The organism is Gilliamella sp. Pas-s25, from assembly GCF_009795885.1.
GTDB lineage: Bacteria > Pseudomonadota > Gammaproteobacteria > Enterobacterales > Orbaceae > Gilliamella.
On sequence record NZ_WTEV01000007.1, the window covers coordinates 75,297 to 94,681 of the forward strand.

Genomic DNA, 19,385 nt, shown 5'->3' on the forward strand with positions numbered 1-19,385 from the left:
ATTTTTAACATGTTGTTTATTTATTTTTTTTAAACGCGGCAGCAAATGCATTACCCATCGCATTATTGACGCTAGACGATGTATGCGTTTTTTGAGTATTATTGACGCTCCCTTTATTAATAGATTGACGATTGTCAGCTTTCGAAATAGCAGGATCATTTAACCGCATTGATAAAGCGATACGTTTGCGTGGAATATCAACTTCAATCACTTTCACTTTAACAATATCACCAGCTTTTACCACTGTTCTTGGATCGTCAACAAACTTATCTGAGAGTGCCGAAATATGCACTAAACCATCTTGGTGCACCCCAATATCCACAAAAGCACCAAAGTTGGTTACATTGGTTACCGAACCTTCCATAATCATGCCAACTTTTAGATCTTCCATCGTTTCGATATCATCAGCAAATTGAGCGGTTTTAAATTCAGGCCTTGGATCACGTCCTGGTTTATCGAGCTCTTTAATAATATCAGTTACAGTTGGAACGCCAAAATGGTCATCAACATAATCAACTGCGTTAAGCGATTTTAAGTAATTTGTATCACCTAAAATCTCTTTTAATGATTTATGATTTTTTTCTAAAATTCGCTCTACGACAGGATAAGCCTCTGGATGAACCGCTGATGCATCAAGTGGATTTTTACCATCCATAATCCGTAAAAAACCAGCACACTGCTCAAATGCTTTAGGACCTAAGCGTGATACTTTTAATAACTGCTTACGGTCGGTAAATTGTCCATTTTCATTACGCCAATCAATGATATTTTGGGCAATCACTTTATTAAGTCCAGCAATACGTGCAAGTAGCATCATTGAGGCGGTATTCAAATTAACACCAACGGCATTTACACCATCTTCAACAACTGCATCAAGTTTTTTAGCTAACTGAGTTTGGCTTACATCATGCTGATATTGACCCACACCAATTGATTTAGGATCAATTTTAACAAGCTCTGCCAATGGGTCTTGTAAACGCCTAGCAATAGATACCGCACCTCGAATCGATACATCAAGATCAGGAAACTCTTGCGCCGCAAGTTCGGATGCTGAATACACTGACGCTCCAGCTTCGCTAACAATCACTTTTTGCGCTTTGACCTCTGGGTATTTTTTTTGAACATCAAGGTAAAAACGCTCAGTTTCGCGCGAAGCCGTACCATTGCCAATAGCAACTAATTCAACTTGGTATTTGATACAAAGCGCTGCCACCATCATAGCGGCTTTATCGGCTTGCCCAGTATGTGGATAAATTGTTTCAGTCGCAACTAATTTGCCAGTTGCATCAACAACCGCTATTTTGACCCCAGTACGTAACCCTGGATCCATACCCATAGTCACTTTCATACCCGCCGGAGCTGCCATTAACATATCATGCAAGTTGGCAGCAAATACATTAATCGCTTCTTCTTCGGCGCGTTCTCGTAATGTTGTCATTAATTCAGTTTCCATATGCATTAAAATTTTAATGCGCCATGTCCAATTAATAACGGCTTTGCGCCATTTATCCCCTGGCTGATCATTAAAATGAACACCTAAATATTCAGTGATAATTTGTTCACAATAACTTTCTTTTGGTGGCTCTTCAAATTGTGGATCGGCATTTAACGAGAGCAGTAAATAGCCTTCATTTCGCCCTCGGAACATAGCTAATGCACGATGAGATGGAACTTTAGAAATAAGTTCGCTTTGCGAAAAATAATCTCGGAATTTTGCCCCCTCTTCTTCTTTGCCACTCACCACTTGTGAAACTAAATGAGCGTTATTCCAAAGATAATGACGTACTTTTGCCAGTAATGTCGCATCTTCAGCAAATTTTTCCATTAAAATATAACGCGCACCATCTAAAGCTGATTTTGTATCAGTAATACCTTTATCTACATTGAGATATTTTTCTGCTTCGATTTCTGGATTTAATGCAGGATTTTGCCATAAGTCATCGGCAAGTGGTTCAAGACCCGCTTCAATGGCAATTTGACCGCGAGTACGGCGCTTAGGTTTATATGGCAAATAAAGATCTTCAAGTTCGGTTTTACTCAACGTTGATACAATACGTTCACTTAATACTGGCGTTAATTTACCTTGATCTTCAATGGACTTTAAAATCGTTTTTTTGCGATCTTCAAGTTCACGTAAATAGCTTAATCGGCTATCAAGAGTACGTAATTGGGTATCATCAAGCCCACCTGTTACCTCTTTTCGATATCGAGCAATAAATGGAACAGTACTGCCTTCGTCTAATAATTGAATCGCAGCTAAAACTTGTTCTGGTTTTACTATAAGTTCACCAGCTATAATATGACTAATTTGATTATTTATCATGGTATCTCTGAATATTTTGTCAATTAACGGAATTTATCTTCAACATGCAAAAAGCTAATTATATAACAAGAGAAGGCTATTTAGCACTCGATCGTGAGCTAAAATATTTATGGAAAGAAGAAAGGCCTAAAGTAACCCAAGCGGTATCAGATGCTGCAGCGCTTGGAGATCGCAGTGAAAATGCCGAATATATCTATGGTAAACGAAGACTCAGAGAAATCGATAGACGAGTTCGTTTTCTTACCAAACGATTAGAATCATTAACTATTATCGATCCAGATCCAAGACAAGAGGGTAAAGTATTTTTTGGTGCATGGATAAAATTAGAAGATGAAAATGGAAATCTACACGTTTATCGCATTGTAGGGGCTGATGAGTTTAATCCTAAAAAAAATTGGATATCTATCAACAGCCCTGTCGCAAGAGCACTAATAGGACATAAAGTTGATGATGAAATAACCGTTATCACCCCAAATGGCAAAATGTTTTATTATATTGTAGAGATCAGCTACACAAAGTTAGAGGTTTAACTATATAAATTATTAAACATTAAGTATATAATCATACTAACATATTGATAATTAATTTAATTTATTATGATTTTCATTGATCAGTTCTATATCTATCCAATCAAATCGATGCAAGGCATACCGCTAACAGAGGCAAATATTGGCGATGGGGGCTTTGAACACGATCGTATTTTGATGCTTAGTGAACCCGATGGTTCATTCATTACTGCAAGGCAATACCCTGAACTTTTGAAATTCAAAACATTCATAGTAAAAAATGAAGTATACGTTTCGCTATCTTCGACAAAAATGATAAAATTCAAACTTGATGAGTTTTCATTAAGTAATGAGCCGACCGAAGTTTGGGGAAATCATTTCACCTCGCAAATTGCTCCCATACGAGTAAATCAATTTTTCAGCCAAATTCTACACAAAGACGTGCAATTACGATGGGTTGGGCAACAATTAACTCGTCGAACAAAACGCTACCCAGAAGTACCTGTTAGTTTTGCTGATGGTTATCCTTATTTGTTATTAAACAAAGCTTCATTTAATTATTTACAACATCAATGCCCTGAACAACTCGATATTAGGCAATTTCGAGGTAATATTATTATTCAAGGAGCACTCCCTTTTGCTGAAGATGGTTGGAAGACAATCAAAATTGGCGAGGTGATTTTTGATATCGTTAAACCTTGTACTCGCTGTGTACTAACAACAATTGATGTCAATTCAGTAAAACCATTAGCCAATAATGAACCGCTTAATACATTACGATATTTTAGAGCTGATGAACAAGGTCAAATTGATTTCGGTATGAATATGATTGCCCGAAATCGTGGCACCATTTCGATTCACGATAAAATAGAGATATTAGAAAGGCAAGTAGCCAAAAACTATATAAAAACCTTTCCCGCAGAAATAAAAAGTAAAACACAACTTTGCACAATTACTTTTGAAGGTAAAACTATTAAAGGTAATAATAAACAAACCATTTTAGAGCAGTTAGAACAACATAAACTAGCATTACCATATTCCTGTCGTTCAGGTGTTTGTGGGCGTTGCTTAGTTGTTTTGAAAAAGGGAGAAATAAATGCATTAACTCAGTCAGCTGTAAAACGTAATAATCGAATTTTAGCCTGTAGCTGCATTCCTAAAGGAGATATTACTATCGAATCATCCAAAAAAGGATGAAACTGATATGACAACTATGCTACTTATTTCGATTTTTTGCTATTAAGAAATAGCTTCTAATTCACAATGTTCTACCAATCCCATCTGCTCAGATAAAGATTGCGACATAGGCTTTAATCTGTCATTCATGACTTTAATAGCTTCAGAAAAACTGAACGTCTTGTTCATAGCAACAAAAGAGGGTTGCGCAATAATACAAAGCGAAGCATTTTCACCCGCCTCGACAATCATCAAACAAACCTTTTGTCCACCTTCTTGTAAACTCACCTCGACAACATCGGCAACTTTTGGAACGTATAACATTGGCTGTTGAGAAAAGTACCAGCTTTTAGGCATTTGAGGTTTTAAAAAATTAGCCGCAACAATAGCATTAATGGATAATTCAATTTTTTGTGCATCCGTCAAATTAAGCGACTGGCAACTATCATGAAATTGATAATAAGATGTTGCATCGCTAACAGAAAATGAAAATTCACAAAAAACATCAGGAATTAGCATTTTACTTGGATAACAAGAACGGAATAACATTTCAGATGAAACTTCAAGCATTAGGCTATCGTATTCGCTGTCAAAATACCAACGCCAACAATCAGTCGGCCGAAAAGCCATTTTCATTGATGTATCATCCTCGTTAATTGAACTAAATTTGGCCAAAAAGATAACATAAATTAGATAAAAAATAAATAAAAATTTAAAATAAAAATTATTTAATTATATAATTTTTAAAAATTTTAAATTATAACTGAAAGGATCCGAAAAATATAAGTTAGATCTAATTTTGATCCTTTTCGATCGCTTTTTTATAGCAAACTCTACACATAAAAAAAGGTGCTTTTCAGCACCCTGCCATTTAGTCATAAATTATGGTTTAGCTTGCAACATTAATACGTTTCATATCAGTCATATAGCTACGGAGTTTGCGTCCAATTTTTTCTATTGGATGATTACGAATTTCTTCGTTTACATCGCGTAATTGAGCATTATCAATGCTACCTTCAGGAATTGCTTTACCAAGATCACCCGGTTGTAACATTGGCATAAATTTTTCTTTTAATAGCGGTACAGCGGCATTAGCAAATAGATAGTTACCATACTCAGCTGTGTCAGAAATCACCACATTCATTTCATATAGACGTTTACGCGCAATAGTATTAGCAATGAGTGGTAATTCATGTAACGATTCATAATAAGCTGATTCAGGTAAAATGCCTGACTCAAGCATCGTTTCGAATGCAAGTTCAACACCAGCTTTAACCATTGCAACCATAACGACACCTTGATCAAAGTAAGCTTGTTCATCAATTTTACCTTGATATTCAGCTGCTTTTTCAAATGCGGTTTCGCCAGTTTCTTTACGCCATTTAAGTAGGTTAACATCATCATTTGCCCAGTCTTTCATCATGGTTGATGAAAATTCACCAGATATAATATCATCCATATGTTTGCGATAAAGATCAGTCATGATCACTTTTAATTCTTTTGCTAAAGCGTTTGCCCTTAATTTAGCCGGATTTGATAAACGATCCATCATTAAGGTAATTCCACCTTGTTTTAACGCTTCAGTGATTGTTTCCCAACCAAATTGAAGCAATTTACATGCATAAGCAGGATCGACACCATCTGCAACCAATTTATCAAAACAAAGTAACGATCCAGTTTGTAACATACCACAAAGTATTGTTTGTTCACCCATTAAGTCTGATTTAACTTCGGCAACAAATGATGATTGTAAAACACCTGCACGATGTCCACCGGTTGCTGCGGCCCATGCTTTAGCGATTGCTAAACCCTCACCTTTCGGATCGTTTTCTGGATGAACGGCGATCAGGGTCGGTACACCAAAGCCACGTTTATACTCTTCACGCACTTCAGTCCCTGGGCATTTTGGTGCTACCATAACAACGGTAATATCAGAACGGATCTTTTCGCCTACTTCAACAATATTAAAACCATGTGAATAGCCAAGTGCTGCGCCTTGTTTCATTAGTGGTTGGATTGCTTGCACCACAGCAGAATGTTGCTTGTCAGGCGTTAAGTTAATAACAAGATCAGCAGTTGGAATTAATTCTTCATAACTTCCTACTTTAAAACCATTTTCAGTTGCCTTTTTCCATGATGCTCGTTTTTCAGCAATCGCTTCTTTACGTAATGCATAAGATATATCTAAACCTGAATCACGCATATTAAGACCTTGATTAAGACCTTGTGCACCGCAACCAACAATAACAATTTTTTTACCTTTTAAAAAATTAGCTTCTGTTGCAAATTCATCACGAGCCATAAAACGGCATTGACCTAATTGTTCTAATTTTTCGCGTAAATTGAGTGTATTAAAATAGTTTGACATTATTCTCTCCAAGCGTTGGGTTATTCATAATCGACTATCAATCACTATATAGTACTTTTTATATTGCGAAAATTGATATATTTAAAATACAATATTGCATAAATTGCAATAAACTTGCTAAGTTAAATACTTTCTTTTAATCTAAGCCACCCCCAATTTATCAATCAATCAATATGGATGCTCGATATAAACAAGCTAATAAAGAAGCTAAACTTTCGTTATTGTTAACTTTTATTTATCTTCTTGGATGGATTGTTTGTGCTTACTGCGTTAGCGATAATATAGGATGTTTAGGTCTTCCATTGTGGTTTGAACTATCTTGCATCATGGTACCTTTTGGTTTTGTATTACTTTGCTGGGTGGTTGTAAAATTTCAATTCAAAAACATTTCATTAGAACAAATTAAGTGATAAAACAATGCATTTGGATATTATTGTACCGCTTGTCATCTACCTTATTTTCGTGTTTGCTTTATCAATATATGCTTATATGAAACGCAAAAAGGTGAATCAATTTACTGATTACTTTATCGGCAATAGAACCATGGGTGGATTTTTACTTGCCATGACATTAGCTGCAACTTATATTAGTGCCAGCTCTTTCATTGGTGGCCCTGGTGCAGCCTATAAATTTGGTCTTGGTTGGGTGTTATTGTCGATGATCCAAGTCCCAACGGTACTACTTTCACTTGGTATTTTAGGCAAAAAATTCGCCATTTTAGCACGTAAATATAATGCAATAACCTTAAGTGATATGCTTTATGCACACTATAAAAGTAAAGCCATAGTTTGGCTTGCTAGTATTGCATTAGTTGTTGCTTTTATTGGCGCTATGACAGTACAATTTGTTGGTGGTGCACGATTATTGGAATCGTCGGTTGGCATTTCTTACGATATCGGATTATTAATTTTTGGTATTGGTACCGTTATTTATACCGCTTTTGGTGGCTTTAGAGCGAGTATTTTAAATGATGCCTTCCAAGGTCTAGTAATGATAATTGGTGCTATCTTGCTATTAACAGCGATTATCTATGCTGGTGGGGGTATAACAGCAATTATTCATCGTTTAAATGAAATCGATCCTGCACTACTCACACCACAAGGCCCTAGCAATTTTATGGACTTTCCTTTTATGGCATCATTTTGGGTTTTAGTCTGCTTTGCCGTAGTTGGTTTACCTCATACAGCGGTTCGTTGCATGGCGTACAAAGATAGTAAAGCCGTACATCAAGGCATTATCATTGGTACGATTGTTGTCACAGTCATTATGTTGACCATGCACCTATCTGGTGCGCTTGGTAGAGCGATTATTAGTGATTTAACAGTTCCAGATCAAATCGTTCCTACCCTAATAATTAACATCATGCCACCATTAGCGGCTGGTATCTTTTTAGCTGCTCCGCTTGCCGCAATTATGTCAACAATTAATGCCCAGTTACTACAAGTTTCATCAGTGATTATTAAAGACCTATTTTTAAGCATGAAGCATAACAAAAGCTATAGTGATAAAATGTTAACGCGCATATCTGTTATCATCACCTTTATTTTTGGTGGATTACTTATTTTAGCAGCTTGGAACCCACCCGATATGATTATATGGCTAAATTTACTTGCATTTGGTGGGCTTGAAGCGGTATTTTTATGGCCATTAGTGCTTGGACTTTATTGGAAAAAAGCCAATTCAACAGGTGCGTTATGTTCTATGTTTGCCGGCGCAATAAGCTATATTTTATTGGCGGCTTATAATATAAAGCTTTATGCTTTTCATCCGATTATCCCATCCTTAATTATTGGATTGGTGGTGTTTATCATTGCCAATATGTTTGGTAGCGCAGGAAAAAATTATGCCTTGGATTCAACTCAGAATTAATACAACTAACGATCATGCCGAAAAAATTAGCGAACAATTAGAAGAGTCAGGAGCTGCATCAGTCACGTTTCAAGACACTTATGATAATCCTGTTTTTGAACCATTACCAGGCGAAACAAAACTTTGGGGTAATACCGATGTCATTGGCCTATATGATGCTCAAACGGATATCAATGAATTAAAAGCTATACTAAATCTTGCTCAATATTCTTATAAGATTGAACAACTAGAAGATAAAGACTGGGAACGTGAATGGATGGATAACTTTCATCCTATGCAATTTGGTAAGCGACTTTGGATTTGCCCAAGTTGGCGCGATGTACCGGATGCAAATGCAGTCAATGTTATGTTAGATCCTGGTTTAGCTTTTGGCACAGGCACTCATCCTACAACTGCATTATGTTTAACTTGGCTGGATAGTTTAGATCTGAAAGATAAACTAGTAATTGATTACGGTTGTGGGTCTGGTATTTTGGCAATTGCAGCACTTAAATTAGGCGCAAAGCGAGTAATTGGTATCGATATTGATCCTCAAGCCATTCAAGCTAGCCGTGACAATGCGCAGCGTAATGATGTCAGCGAAAAGTTAGAACTTTATTTATCAAAAGATGTCCCTGATAATTTACAAGCTGATATTCTTGTTGCCAATATTTTAGCCGGTCCATTAAAAGAACTTGAACCACATATAAGCAAATTAGTAAAACCTCAAGGTAAGCTAGGCTTATCGGGTATTTTAGCAACTCAATCACCAAGTGTTTGCATGGCTTATAAACCTCATTTTACATTAGATCCTGTTATTGAACAGGAAGAGTGGTGTCGCATTACTGGTAAAAAAATTTAAAAAAATAACGTTACCCCCTTTTAAGTTAGAGAAAAAATGCGTAATATAGCCGGCCTTAATTTGCTTAACATTGGTGAAATTAAATTAAAAAATAATTTAATTGCTGCGCCAATGGCTGGAATCAGCGATAAACCATTTCGTAATTTGTGCTATCAGTTTGGTGCTGGTATGACAGTTTCAGAAATGTTTTTAGCAAATTCGGATGTTTGGCATACCGATAAATCAGCTCTGCGGATGGTTGCAAGCGAGGATATTGGTGTTCGTGCAGTACAAATTGTTGGTTCTGATCCCGACGAAATGGCTAGAGCTGCAGAATTTAACGTCAAACATGGCGCTCAATTGATTGATATCAATATGGGTTGCCCAGCTAAAAAGGTCAATAAAAAGTTGGCAGGATCTGCTTTAATGCAGTATCCAGAACTTATTAAAAAAATTTTGCAGAAAGTTGTCGGTGCAGTTGATGTTCCGGTAACATTAAAAACGCGGACTGGATGGAATAAAGATCATAGAAATTGCATAGAAATCGCACAAATTGCACAGGACTGTGGCATAAAGGCAATTACTATTCATGGAAGAACACGTGCTTGCTTATTCAATGGTGTGGCGGAATATGATTCTATTAAGGCAGTGAAAGAAAAAGTTACAATTCCTGTAATTGCCAATGGGGATATTTGTACACCTGAACAGGCAAAAGATGTTTTTCAATATACGCAAGCTGATGCTATAATGATCGGCCGAGCGGCACAGGGGCGACCTTGGATATTTGAAGAAATTGCATTCTATTTAACACATGGACAGTTACAGAAAAATAAAAGTATTGATGAAGTAGAACAAGTTGTATTGTCACATCTTGATGAACTTTATCAATTTTATGGAGAATACAAAGGATTAAGGATTGCCAGAAAGCATGTAAATTGGTATACCAAGAATTATGCTGACAGCGATCAATTCAGGCGCTTATTTAGTGTACTTAGCAATACAAGTGAGCAAGTAAACACTCTAAAAGCATTTTTTAGTCAAATTAGAAACAACCCAAAGAGTTAAGAATACTATGTCAGAACAACGCGTTACAGCTGCAGCACTTAAATTTACAACTGTAAATTCTCAGGACCAAATAACACAAAAGCCATTACGAGATTCCGTAAAGCAAGCTTTAAAAAACTATTTATCTCAATTAAATGGTGAAGATCCTACAGATCTTTATGAATTAGTGTTAGCTGAAGTTGAACATCCATTCCTTGATATGGTTATGCAATATACACGTGGCAATCAAACTCGAGCAGCAAATATGCTTGGTATCAACCGCGGTACACTTCGCAAAAAATTAAAACAATACGGAATGAGTTAATCATCTATTATTTAACATACTTATAATATAAAAAGGCACCTTAATATAAGGTGCTTTTTTTGTATTTTAGAAAACAATTACAAAATTCATTCAATGATCTACTTTTATAATATTTACTAAGCAGACAAACGTTTAATTAATGTAGGTGTTAAAGTTAATGTATGGAGTGAATCTGTAGGGTTATGAAATCGATTTAATAATGTTTCAACAGCCAATTGTCCTAATTCTTCTTTTGGTTGATGGATAGTAGTTAAAGGTGGTGTCATATATTGTGCAATTTCGATATCATCATAACCAATAATTGCAATATCTTTTCCTGCTTCAAGGCCATTTTGATAAAGTGCTTGATAAGCACCAATAGCCATAGCATCATTAGAACAAAACACTGCCTGTGGGGGAATAGATAGTTTTAATAAATTTTGCATAGCAACAATTCCTGATGCAAATTGAAAGTCACCTTGTGCTTCATACTTTCTTAAAATTGCTAAATTAGCATTTTGCATAGCCTGGCGATATCCTTGTAGGCGAGATCGCGCTTGAGTATTATTTAAAGGACCTGTGATGCAAGCTATCTGTTTGTAGTTTTGCTTAATCAGATATTGTGTAGCAATCATTGCACCAATAAAAGAGTTATCTTGAATGATATCACACATACCATCAAATGGTGTCCAATCCATCATTACGATAGGAAGCTTGGGATATCGAGCAAATATCTGCTTTGGAATTGAATAAGTTTCAGTGCACATAGCCAGTAAACCATCAACACGCTTTTGCAGTAAATGTTCAATATTATCAAGCATACGCTGATGATCACCTTCGGTACTACATAAAATCAAATTATAACCAAGCTCATAACAACTACGTTCAACACCTTGCACTACTTCTGAGAAAAAAGGATTATTACTTGCTGTCACCAACATACCAATCGTATAAGTTTTATTGCTTTTCAAACTGCGAGCAATAGCTGAAGGGGTATAATTTAGCTGTTTGATGACCAGCTCAACTTTTTCACGTTTAGCAGGGCTAACATAACGATCATTATTGATGACATGAGAAACAGTTGAAGTTGATACATTCGCAGATTTTGCGACATCTTTTATTGTAACCAAGTTTTTATTACTCTCCTATAAACCTTGTAATTTAACGAAATCTTCCACTTCATTACGTGTTGGCACTGATGTCTGCGCTCCCGCTTTAGTCACCGACAGTGCCGCAGCAGCATGAGCATATCTAACAGCTTGGTTGAGTGCTTTTCCTTCTAATAAGGCTGTTACTAACATGCCATTAAAGGTATCACCAGCACCAATAGTATCAACAGCTTTAACATGAAATCCTGACACGATTTCACCCTTACCACAATAACTTACCCAAGCGCCTTTACTACCAAGTGTAATAATAACGGTGTTAATACCCTTATTATGTAAAAATGCTGATGCTTTTTGTGCATCTTGTTCTGTAACAATTTTTATACCTGTTAAATACTCAGCTTCTGTCTCGTTTGGTGTAATAATATCAATGTGTTTAAGTAAATCATCTGATAAATTTTGTGCGGGCGCTGGATTTAAAATTACTTTGGTATTATTTTGTTTAGCTAATTTTGCTACATGCTCTATAGTTTGTAATGGTGTTTCAAGTTGCATTAATACCGCATTTGCTTTTATTATATCATTTTCAAATTGACCTACATATTCAGGTGTAACGGCTGAATTTGCTCCTTCATGGATGGCAATTTGATTCTCTCCTTGTTTATTGACTAAAATCAATGCAACACCGGTATTTTTGCTTTCAACTACAGCAACAGTATGGGTATCTATATGATCGCTTTCTAATTGTTGCTTAAATTTCTTACCAAAATCATCATTTCCCACCGCTGCAATAAACTGAACATTGGCACCTAAACGCCCAGCAGCAACAGCTTGATTAGCACCTTTACCTCCATATGAAATTTTATAGTTTGAACCTTTTAATGTTTCGCCTGGTTTAGGAAATTCATTTACATTTAAGATATGATCAATATTTACGCTACCAATCACAATTAATTTATTTAAATTCATATAACTACTCCATAATCACATAGCAATAGGACGCGAGAATGCGTCCTAAAAGAGTTTATTTAGTGATAAGTTTTAATTCTACAGGGATTTTTGTATCAACTTTTTCACCTTTTATAATTTTATCTGCAATTTCAATACCCATTGAGCCTATTTTTTCTGGTTGTTGAGCCACCGTTGCTGCCATTTTTCCACGTTCAACAGATTTAATGCCATCCTCAGTACCATCAAAGCCAACCACTAAAATATCATTTCGTCCAGCAGTTTGAATTGCACGCACAGCCCCTAATGCCATTTCATCATTCTCTGCAAATACCGCTTGCACTAAAGGATAAGCAGTTAATAAATTTTGCATAACATTCATACCTTTAGCACGATCAAAATCAGCTGGTTGTGCAGTTAAAATAGTAAATTGGTTATCTTTCATTGAGTTGATAAAACCTTCACCACGTTCACGAGAAGCGGACGTACCAACTATACCTTGTAATTGAATTACTTTTGCACTAGCACCTAATTTTTGAAAAATAAAATCACCAGCCATTTTACCTCCTGCAACATTATCCGATGCAATATGGCTAATAACCTCTCCCTTAACAGAAGCACGATCAAGTGTTATAACAGGAATGCCCGCTTTATTTGCAGCAAGTACTGCATTACCAACTGCCTCTGAATCGGTTGGATTGATAAGTATTACTTTAGTCCCTTTAACAATAGTATCTTCAACATTTGCAAGTTCCTTAGCGGGATTATTTTGTGAATCTAATATCACTAATTCATAACCAAGCTCCTTAGCTTTATTTGCTGCACCTTCTTTTAAATTAACAAAAAAAGGATTATTAAGGGTTGAAACAACTAAAGCTATATTTTCTTTTGCTAAAGCTTGAGAGGCAAAAGAAAAATTTAATGTAATGGCAACAATAGCTGTAAAAATTTTTCCGAATTTCATAACTTTCTCCTAAAATAAGACACCTAGTTTAAAGCAACTATTTATTGGTCTTTTTATCGACTAAAACTGCTAATAAGATAACAACACCTTTTACAATCATTTGGTAGTAAGCATCCACACCCAACATATTTAATCCATTATTTAAAAAGCCTAAAATTAAAGCACCTATCAGTGTTCCGATAATCTTTCCTCGCCCCCCAGACATACTAGTACCACCAAGAACAACAGCAGCTATTGCATCCATTTCATAACCAGTACCCGCTGTTGGTTGTGCTGAAGATAATCGTGCCACTTCAATAGTACTCGCAACAGCACAAAGTAGACCACTAATGGCATAAACAATAATTTTTACCCGGTCAACATTAATTCCTGAAAGACGAGTTGCAGCCTCATTTCCACCAAGTGCATAGATATAGCGACCCAAGCGAGTATATTTTAATAGGTACCATGCAAAGATAAAAACAATAGTCATAATTAATATTGGCACAGGAATGCCTAGTACTCGACCAAATGCAACCCATTCAAATAATTCAGAATTATCATTACTACCAGTAGAAATAGGACTACCTTTAGTGTAGACCTGTGTTACCCCCCGTAGAATAAGCATCATAACTAAGGTGGCAATAAAGGCTTGAAGTTTCCCTTTAGCTATAATAAGCCCCGAAAAAGCACCCAATAACCACCCTAAAGTCAAAGAGACAAAAATAGCAATAAAAGGTGAAATATCTGCACCAATCATAGAAGCAGTAATTGCACCTGTTAAAGCAAATATTGATCCCACACTTAAATCAATTCCAGAAGTTAAAATGACTAGAGTCATCCCAACAGCAATAACCGCATTAATTGAAGTTTGCTGTAATATATTGAAAAAATTATTTAACGTAAAAAAGTTATCACTTAAACAAGAAACAATAGCAATTAAAACTAGTAAAGTGATTAAGGACTTTTGTTCAATTAATATGTTCTTAAATGTTTTATTTTGCAACATCAGCGCTCTCCTGTGTTTTTCCAACGGCTGCTGCCATAAGTTTTTCTTGTGTTGCCTCACAACTTAAAAAGTGTCCTGTCACTCTTCCCTCGTGGATAACTAAAATACGATCACTCATACCCAGTATTTCAGGCATATCTGATGAAACTAAAATGACACTTAAACCTTGCTCTTTAAATTGATTAATGAGTTGATAAATTTCTTTTTTAGCTCCAACGTCTACCCCTCGTGTCGGTTCATCTAGAATTAATATACTTGGGCGAGTCATTAAACCTTTAGCAATAGCAACTTTTTGTTGATTACCGCCAGATAAGAAGCCAATTGTTTGATTAATTGACGGTGTTTTAATATTAAATAATCCTACAAAGTCTTTAACTACTTCTTGTTCCTCAGTTAACCGTAATTTCTTAAATTTGCTGGCAAAATAATTTAGAGCATTAAGTGACATGTTATCTTTCACTGACATGCCTAAAATTAGGCCATCTTTTTTACGATCTTCAGAAATATAAACAATACCATTTGTTAAACCTTCACGCGGTGAACTGATTTGAACTGATTTATTATTTAAAATGATTTCACCTGACTTTGCAGGGTTAGCACCATAAATCATTTTCATTAATTCCGTTCGCCCAGCCCCCATTAAACCTGAAATACCCAGTATTTCACCTTCATGAAGACTAAAACTAATATCATTCACCCCTACGCCATTTAAATTTTTAACTTCTAATGCAATGTTACCTCGAGGTACATTAATTCTTGGATATTGTTCTTGAAGCTTTCGACCAACCATCATTTCAATTAACGTATCTTCATTTAATTGATCAATCTTTTTTTCACCAACAAATTGCCCATCACGTAATACAGTCACTTCATCACAAATTTCGAAAATTTCTTTTAATCGATGCGATATATAAACCACACCACAATTTTGTTTTTTAAGTTTCTTTATTACTTCAAAAAGAGAAACTGTTTCAGTATCTGTAAGCGCATCAGTAGGTTCATCCATAATAATTACTTTAGAATTAAAACTAAGAACTTTAGCTATTTCAACCATTTGCTGCTCACCAATAGATAAGTCACTCACTAAACGACGACTGTCATAATTCAGGTGAAGTTCGGCGAGTAATTTATCGGCTTGAACGTATGTTTTTCTCCAATCTATACAACCAAATTTATTGGTAAATTCACGCCCTAAAAATATATTTTCAGCAATACTAAGTTGTGGAATTAAATTTAATTCCTGATGAACAATGCCTATCCCTGCTTCTTGTGAAGATTTAGGTCCATGAAAGTTCACTTTATTACCTAAATAAATAATATTACCTTCATCTTTTTGGTAAATTCCTGTTAAAACCTTCATCAAAGTTGATTTACCCGCACCATTTTCACCAATCAAAGCCATAACTTGACCTGCGCGTACAGTTAAATTAACTCCGGCAAGCGCTTTTACACCAGGAAAGGATTTGTGAATATTTATAAGCTGTAAAAGATTATCGTTCATAAATCACTCATTATTTAGCTTTATAACTGAGGTTTAAAAAATAACACCAGACTGTAAAATTACATTAGCAAATGGAGAACATTCGCCAGTTCTAATAACAGCTTTACAGTGACGAGTTTGAAGTTTTAGTTTTTCATGACTAACATAAATAGTTTCTATACTGCTATTTTGGGCCTGTTCAAGTTTCTTAATTTGTTCTAATATTAGCTTATGCATTTCACAATTTCGTTTAATAATTTCTTCAGCTAATATCACTTTTTCAATCTGCATATCTTGTGACACTGTTTGGAAAACTTGAATAAATGATGGTACACCGTAAGTCACTGCTAAATCGATGCGTGGAGTATCACTTGCAATGGGTAGGCCAGCATCACCTATCGCAATTTGATCTGTATGCCCCATTTTGGATAAGACCTGAATAATTTCAGAATTAAATAATTGACCTTTATACATAACGTAATCCTTGGATAGCTAAATAATAATCAATATCGAAACGTTTCGATACTTATCATCTACCGGATAGATTACCGTTGCAATATATAAAACTTAAACTTGTGATCTTGATCAATGTGAAATGATTCAGCTAAGCATACAGTTTTAAAAATTTATAATATGTAGGGAAACACCAAGCTGTTTTCACCTCATGGTTAAAATAACCCTATAAAACTCATAAAGCGTTTTATCTGTTGAATCGCTAGCTATTTTGCGGATTATGTTATATATCAATTAAAGTAGGTATCGCTTTCTACTGTGAAAGCTCAATTATTTATCAAACGGTATAGAATCCTGAATATTTTTTACAAAAATATAGCTTAAAAGAGAACAATCGGGTAAATACCTCATAGGCATCACACAACTTGCATATAAAATTAAGCCACCTATTTTATTTTCAATGGATTTTTTAATTTTGACCAGATGCTTAATTAATTAGCTAATTATTTTATAAAGTTCTTACAAGTTAATGGGATAAATAACTTCAATCTAGCTTTTTAGCCCGATATAAATGGTTGGACAACTGAGCATAAATGTTCGGCCAAATCGTTGATGGTTATTTTTTTATGATATAGGCGCGTATCACATATTTGTGATACGGCGTTAGTTTTGTTTTTTATGTATATTCATTACAGAACTTATCTAATTACTGTAAACAATACGAATAATTTCTACATATATAAAAATAGAATCCTTATTGTTAAATAATAATTTTACAGAACGTAAAAACTTATCAGTATATTGATGATGAATTTTAGGTAAATATTTGCTAAAATATGGTGATTTTTAAATTATTATCTGGAGAATTTTATGGCAGGTCATAGTAAATGGGCCAATACCAAACACCGCAAAGCAGCACAAGATGCAAAACGCGGAAAAATCTTTACCAAAATTATTCGTGAGTTGGTAACCGCAGCAAAACTTGGTGGTGGCGATCCAGCGTCAAATCCACGACTACGCGCTGCAATGGATAAAGCATTATCGAACAATATGACTCGAGATACCATGAATCGAGCCGTTGCTCGTGGTGTTGGCGGTGAAGATGATAGCAATATGGAAACAATTATTTATGAAGGCTATGGTCCCGCAGGTACAGCTGTCATGGTTGAATGTTTGAGTGATAACCGCAACCGTACGGTATCAGAAGTGCGTCACGCCTTTACTAAATCAGGTGGTAACTTAGGTACCGATGGCTCAGTTTCATATTTATTCACTAAAAAAGGAGTTATTTCATATCCTGTTGGCATAGACGAAGATAAAGTCATGGACGCAGCACTTGAAGCAGGTGCTGATGATGTTGTAACTTATGATGATGGTGCTATTGATGTATTTACTACACCAGAAACTTTCGGTGAAGTTAAAGATGCACTTGATGCAGCAGGTTTAGTTGCCGAAGCGGCCGAAGTATCTATGATTCCATCGACAAAAGTAGATCTTGATATTGAATCTGCACCAAAGCTATTACGTTTAATTGATATGCTTGAAGATTGTGATGATGTTCAAGAAGTTTACCATAATGGTGAAGTTTCAGATGAGGTAGCAGCAACACTCTAATGGCCATTATTCTTGGCATCGATCCTGGCTCTCGTTTGACGGGTTACGGCGTAATCCAACAAACGGGACGTCAACTCACTTACCTTGGCAGTGGATGCATTCGTACTGCAGTTGATGATTTACCTACCCGTTTAAAACGCGTATATGCTGGTGTCAGTGAAATTATATTACAATTCCAACCAGATATGTTTGCAATTGAACAAGTGTTTATGGCTCGTAATGCCGACTCGGCATTGAAATTGGGTCAAGCAAGAGGTGCAGCAATTGTCGCAGCTGTTAATAATAATCTACCTGTTTTTGAATATGCTGCTCGTTTAGTTAAGCAGTGCGTAGTAGGGACAGGCGCTGCCGATAAAAAACAAGTTCAACATATGGTCAAATTATTATTAAAGCTACCCGCTAGTCCTCAAGCCGATGCTGCCGATGCTTTGGCTATAGCAATAACCCATGCCCACACCAGTCAACAGCTGATAAAATCTCGTAAATAAAATTATAACAATTCCAATGTTATCTGATTATTAGGGAACACAAATGTTTCAACTAATGGGAAAGAGTCGTAAAATACTTTTATAATATTTCCACAAAAAGTAATCAAACAGAGCTAATAATATATTTGCTTTACAAGTTTTTACCTACGTTCCTTTTTATTATTTTTCACCAACAAAAGAAGCTAAGTATAATATTATTGATTAGTATTTTGTTGATTAGTTTCTTCAGTATTATGTTCTGTTTTTCCTTTAATTTTCTTAACGTTTTCAGCTGCAACAGATGCCATTCTTCCCATTGTATCTCTTAGGATTTTTCCATCATCAGTTTTAAATGAAGCAAGTTGTTCTATTCCATTCTCATCCACTTCAAAATACGTAGCTTCAACAAATCCAAATTTGCTTGCATAAAATAAATGAGGAATACTACCACGAGTCGAATTATAGATTTGAACAGCTGCATTGTACGCCTCTCTTCTTTTTAAGATAGTATTTTCAATTTCATCAAGTTGAACCATTAATTGTTGATAGGTTGAGTTTGCTTTTAAATCAGGAAAACGGTTAGCTAACATTTGAACATTGCCTATAACTCGAGAAGTTTCAAAAGCAGCAGCATTTGCACTAGCAACGCCATCACTCTCAGTAATATTAAAATGAGTTAGCTTCTCGTGATCACCATAACTAGACGCTATATCAGACAGTCTTTGCGCTATATCATGTCTTTTCTTTATTGTCACATAAATATTTGATTGCTTCTGTTTTACATTTTCAGCTAAACCTCTAAGTTTGTTGTATGAAAAAAATAGCCACCCTAAAATTAGGATTAAGATAAATATTATTAACATATTTGAGTACCTTATTTATAAACAAGTTTCTATAATTAAAATGTTTGGCATTTTCCATTCTTCAATGGATAGAAAAACACCAATGAATTTGA

The 19,385-nt window shown here is 35.4% G+C and carries 18 protein-coding genes and 1 pseudogene; 9 read left to right on the forward strand and 10 right to left on the reverse strand.

All coding sequences use genetic code 11. The features are described from left to right. Positions 1 to 156 precede the first annotated feature (156 nt). Positions 157 to 2,323: pseudogene (locus GQ593_RS05080) on the reverse strand (Tex family protein); the annotation flags it as partial. 44 nt (positions 2,324 to 2,367) lie between these two features. Here GQ593_RS05080 and greB point away from each other — a divergent pair. Together greB and GQ593_RS05090 are read left to right on the forward strand one after the other, a co-directional pair. Beyond that, positions 2,368 to 2,853: a transcription elongation factor GreB gene (gene greB / locus GQ593_RS05085; protein WP_160431074.1), complete on the forward strand. Its 486-nt coding sequence runs from the start codon at positions 2,368 to 2,370 to the stop codon at positions 2,851 to 2,853. Positions 2,854 to 2,919: 66 nt separating this feature from the next. Continuing rightward, the gene (locus tag GQ593_RS05090) at positions 2,920 to 4,026 is read left to right on the forward strand and encodes a YcbX family protein (RefSeq protein WP_160431075.1); all 1,107 of its coding nucleotides are present in this window, start codon (positions 2,920 to 2,922) and stop codon (positions 4,024 to 4,026) included. A gap of 42 nt (positions 4,027 to 4,068) precedes the next feature. On the opposite strand, the gene GQ593_RS05095 is transcribed toward GQ593_RS05090, so the two are convergent. Beyond that, the gene (locus GQ593_RS05095) at positions 4,069 to 4,641 is read right to left on the reverse strand and encodes a cell division protein ZapC (protein WP_160431076.1); all 573 of its coding nucleotides are present in this window, start codon (positions 4,639 to 4,641) and stop codon (positions 4,069 to 4,071) included. Positions 4,642 to 4,894: 253 nt separating this feature from the next. After that, positions 4,895 to 6,373, reverse strand: coding sequence for a ketol-acid reductoisomerase (ilvC, locus tag GQ593_RS05100; protein ID WP_160431077.1), 1,479 nt, complete (start codon positions 6,371 to 6,373; stop codon positions 4,895 to 4,897). 173 nt (positions 6,374 to 6,546) lie between these two features. Between ilvC and GQ593_RS14185 the strand changes: the two genes are divergently transcribed. Genes GQ593_RS14185 through fis form a run of 5 tightly spaced genes read left to right on the forward strand, consistent with a single transcriptional unit; the run spans position 6,547 to position 10,431 of the window. Next, on the forward strand, positions 6,547 to 6,783 hold the full coding sequence (locus GQ593_RS14185) for a YhdT family protein (RefSeq protein WP_160431078.1): 237 nt from the start codon (positions 6,547 to 6,549) through the stop codon (positions 6,781 to 6,783). Positions 6,784 to 6,790: 7 nt separating this feature from the next. Beyond that, positions 6,791 to 8,242 (forward strand): sodium/pantothenate symporter, encoded by a 1,452-nt coding sequence (gene panF, locus GQ593_RS05110; protein ID WP_160431079.1) that lies wholly within the window; start codon positions 6,791 to 6,793, stop codon positions 8,240 to 8,242. Continuing rightward, positions 8,217 to 9,083 (forward strand): 50S ribosomal protein L11 methyltransferase, encoded by an 867-nt coding sequence (prmA, locus tag GQ593_RS05115; protein WP_160431080.1) that lies wholly within the window; start codon positions 8,217 to 8,219, stop codon positions 9,081 to 9,083. The genes panF and prmA overlap by 26 nt, the downstream gene beginning before the upstream one ends. Positions 9,084 to 9,119: 36 nt before the next feature. Beyond that, entirely contained in the window at positions 9,120 to 10,127 is a 1,008-nt protein-coding gene (dusB, locus tag GQ593_RS05120; protein ID WP_160431081.1) for a tRNA dihydrouridine synthase DusB, read from the forward strand. 7 nt (positions 10,128 to 10,134) lie between these two features. After that, positions 10,135 to 10,431, forward strand: coding sequence for a DNA-binding transcriptional regulator Fis (gene fis, locus GQ593_RS05125; RefSeq protein WP_034883623.1), 297 nt, complete (start codon positions 10,135 to 10,137; stop codon positions 10,429 to 10,431). A gap of 116 nt (positions 10,432 to 10,547) precedes the next feature. Here the strand turns inward: fis and rbsR are convergent, their stop codons facing one another. Genes rbsR through rbsD form a run of 6 tightly spaced genes read right to left on the reverse strand, consistent with a single transcriptional unit; the run spans position 10,548 to position 16,370 of the window. Then, entirely contained in the window at positions 10,548 to 11,531 is a 984-nt protein-coding gene (gene rbsR, locus GQ593_RS05130; RefSeq protein ID WP_160431117.1) for a ribose operon transcriptional repressor RbsR, read from the reverse strand. A 24-nt stretch (positions 11,532 to 11,555) separates the two neighbouring features. After that, positions 11,556 to 12,485 carry a ribokinase gene (gene rbsK, locus GQ593_RS05135; RefSeq protein WP_160431082.1) on the reverse strand — a complete coding sequence of 310 codons (930 nt, stop codon included), beginning with the start codon at positions 12,483 to 12,485 and terminating at the stop codon, positions 11,556 to 11,558. 55 nt (positions 12,486 to 12,540) lie between these two features. After that, entirely contained in the window at positions 12,541 to 13,428 is an 888-nt protein-coding gene (gene rbsB / locus GQ593_RS05140; RefSeq protein ID WP_160431083.1) for a ribose ABC transporter substrate-binding protein RbsB, read from the reverse strand. A 37-nt stretch (positions 13,429 to 13,465) separates the two neighbouring features. Continuing rightward, positions 13,466 to 14,416, reverse strand: a complete 951-nt coding sequence (gene rbsC, locus GQ593_RS05145; RefSeq protein ID WP_160431084.1) for a ribose ABC transporter permease — start codon at positions 14,414 to 14,416, stop codon at positions 13,466 to 13,468. Beyond that, on the reverse strand, positions 14,403 to 15,917 hold the full coding sequence (rbsA, locus tag GQ593_RS05150; protein ID WP_160431085.1) for a ribose ABC transporter ATP-binding protein RbsA: 1,515 nt from the start codon (positions 15,915 to 15,917) through the stop codon (positions 14,403 to 14,405). Before rbsA ends, rbsC begins: the two co-directional genes overlap by 14 nt. Positions 15,918 to 15,950: 33 nt before the next feature. Continuing rightward, positions 15,951 to 16,370 (reverse strand): D-ribose pyranase, encoded by a 420-nt coding sequence (gene rbsD, locus GQ593_RS05155; protein WP_160431086.1) that lies wholly within the window; start codon positions 16,368 to 16,370, stop codon positions 15,951 to 15,953. Positions 16,371 to 17,219: 849 nt separating this feature from the next. Between rbsD and GQ593_RS05160 the strand changes: the two genes are divergently transcribed. Continuing rightward, positions 17,220 to 17,963: a YebC/PmpR family DNA-binding transcriptional regulator gene (locus GQ593_RS05160; RefSeq protein WP_160431087.1), complete on the forward strand. Its 744-nt coding sequence runs from the start codon at positions 17,220 to 17,222 to the stop codon at positions 17,961 to 17,963. Then, positions 17,963 to 18,451 (forward strand): crossover junction endodeoxyribonuclease RuvC, encoded by a 489-nt coding sequence (gene ruvC / locus GQ593_RS05165; RefSeq protein WP_160431088.1) that lies wholly within the window; start codon positions 17,963 to 17,965, stop codon positions 18,449 to 18,451. The genes GQ593_RS05160 and ruvC overlap by 1 nt, the downstream gene beginning before the upstream one ends. A 194-nt stretch (positions 18,452 to 18,645) precedes the next feature. Here the strand turns inward: ruvC and GQ593_RS05170 are convergent, their stop codons facing one another. After that, entirely contained in the window at positions 18,646 to 19,293 is a 648-nt protein-coding gene (locus GQ593_RS05170) for a LemA family protein (protein WP_160431089.1), read from the reverse strand. Positions 19,294 to 19,385 lie beyond the last annotated feature (92 nt).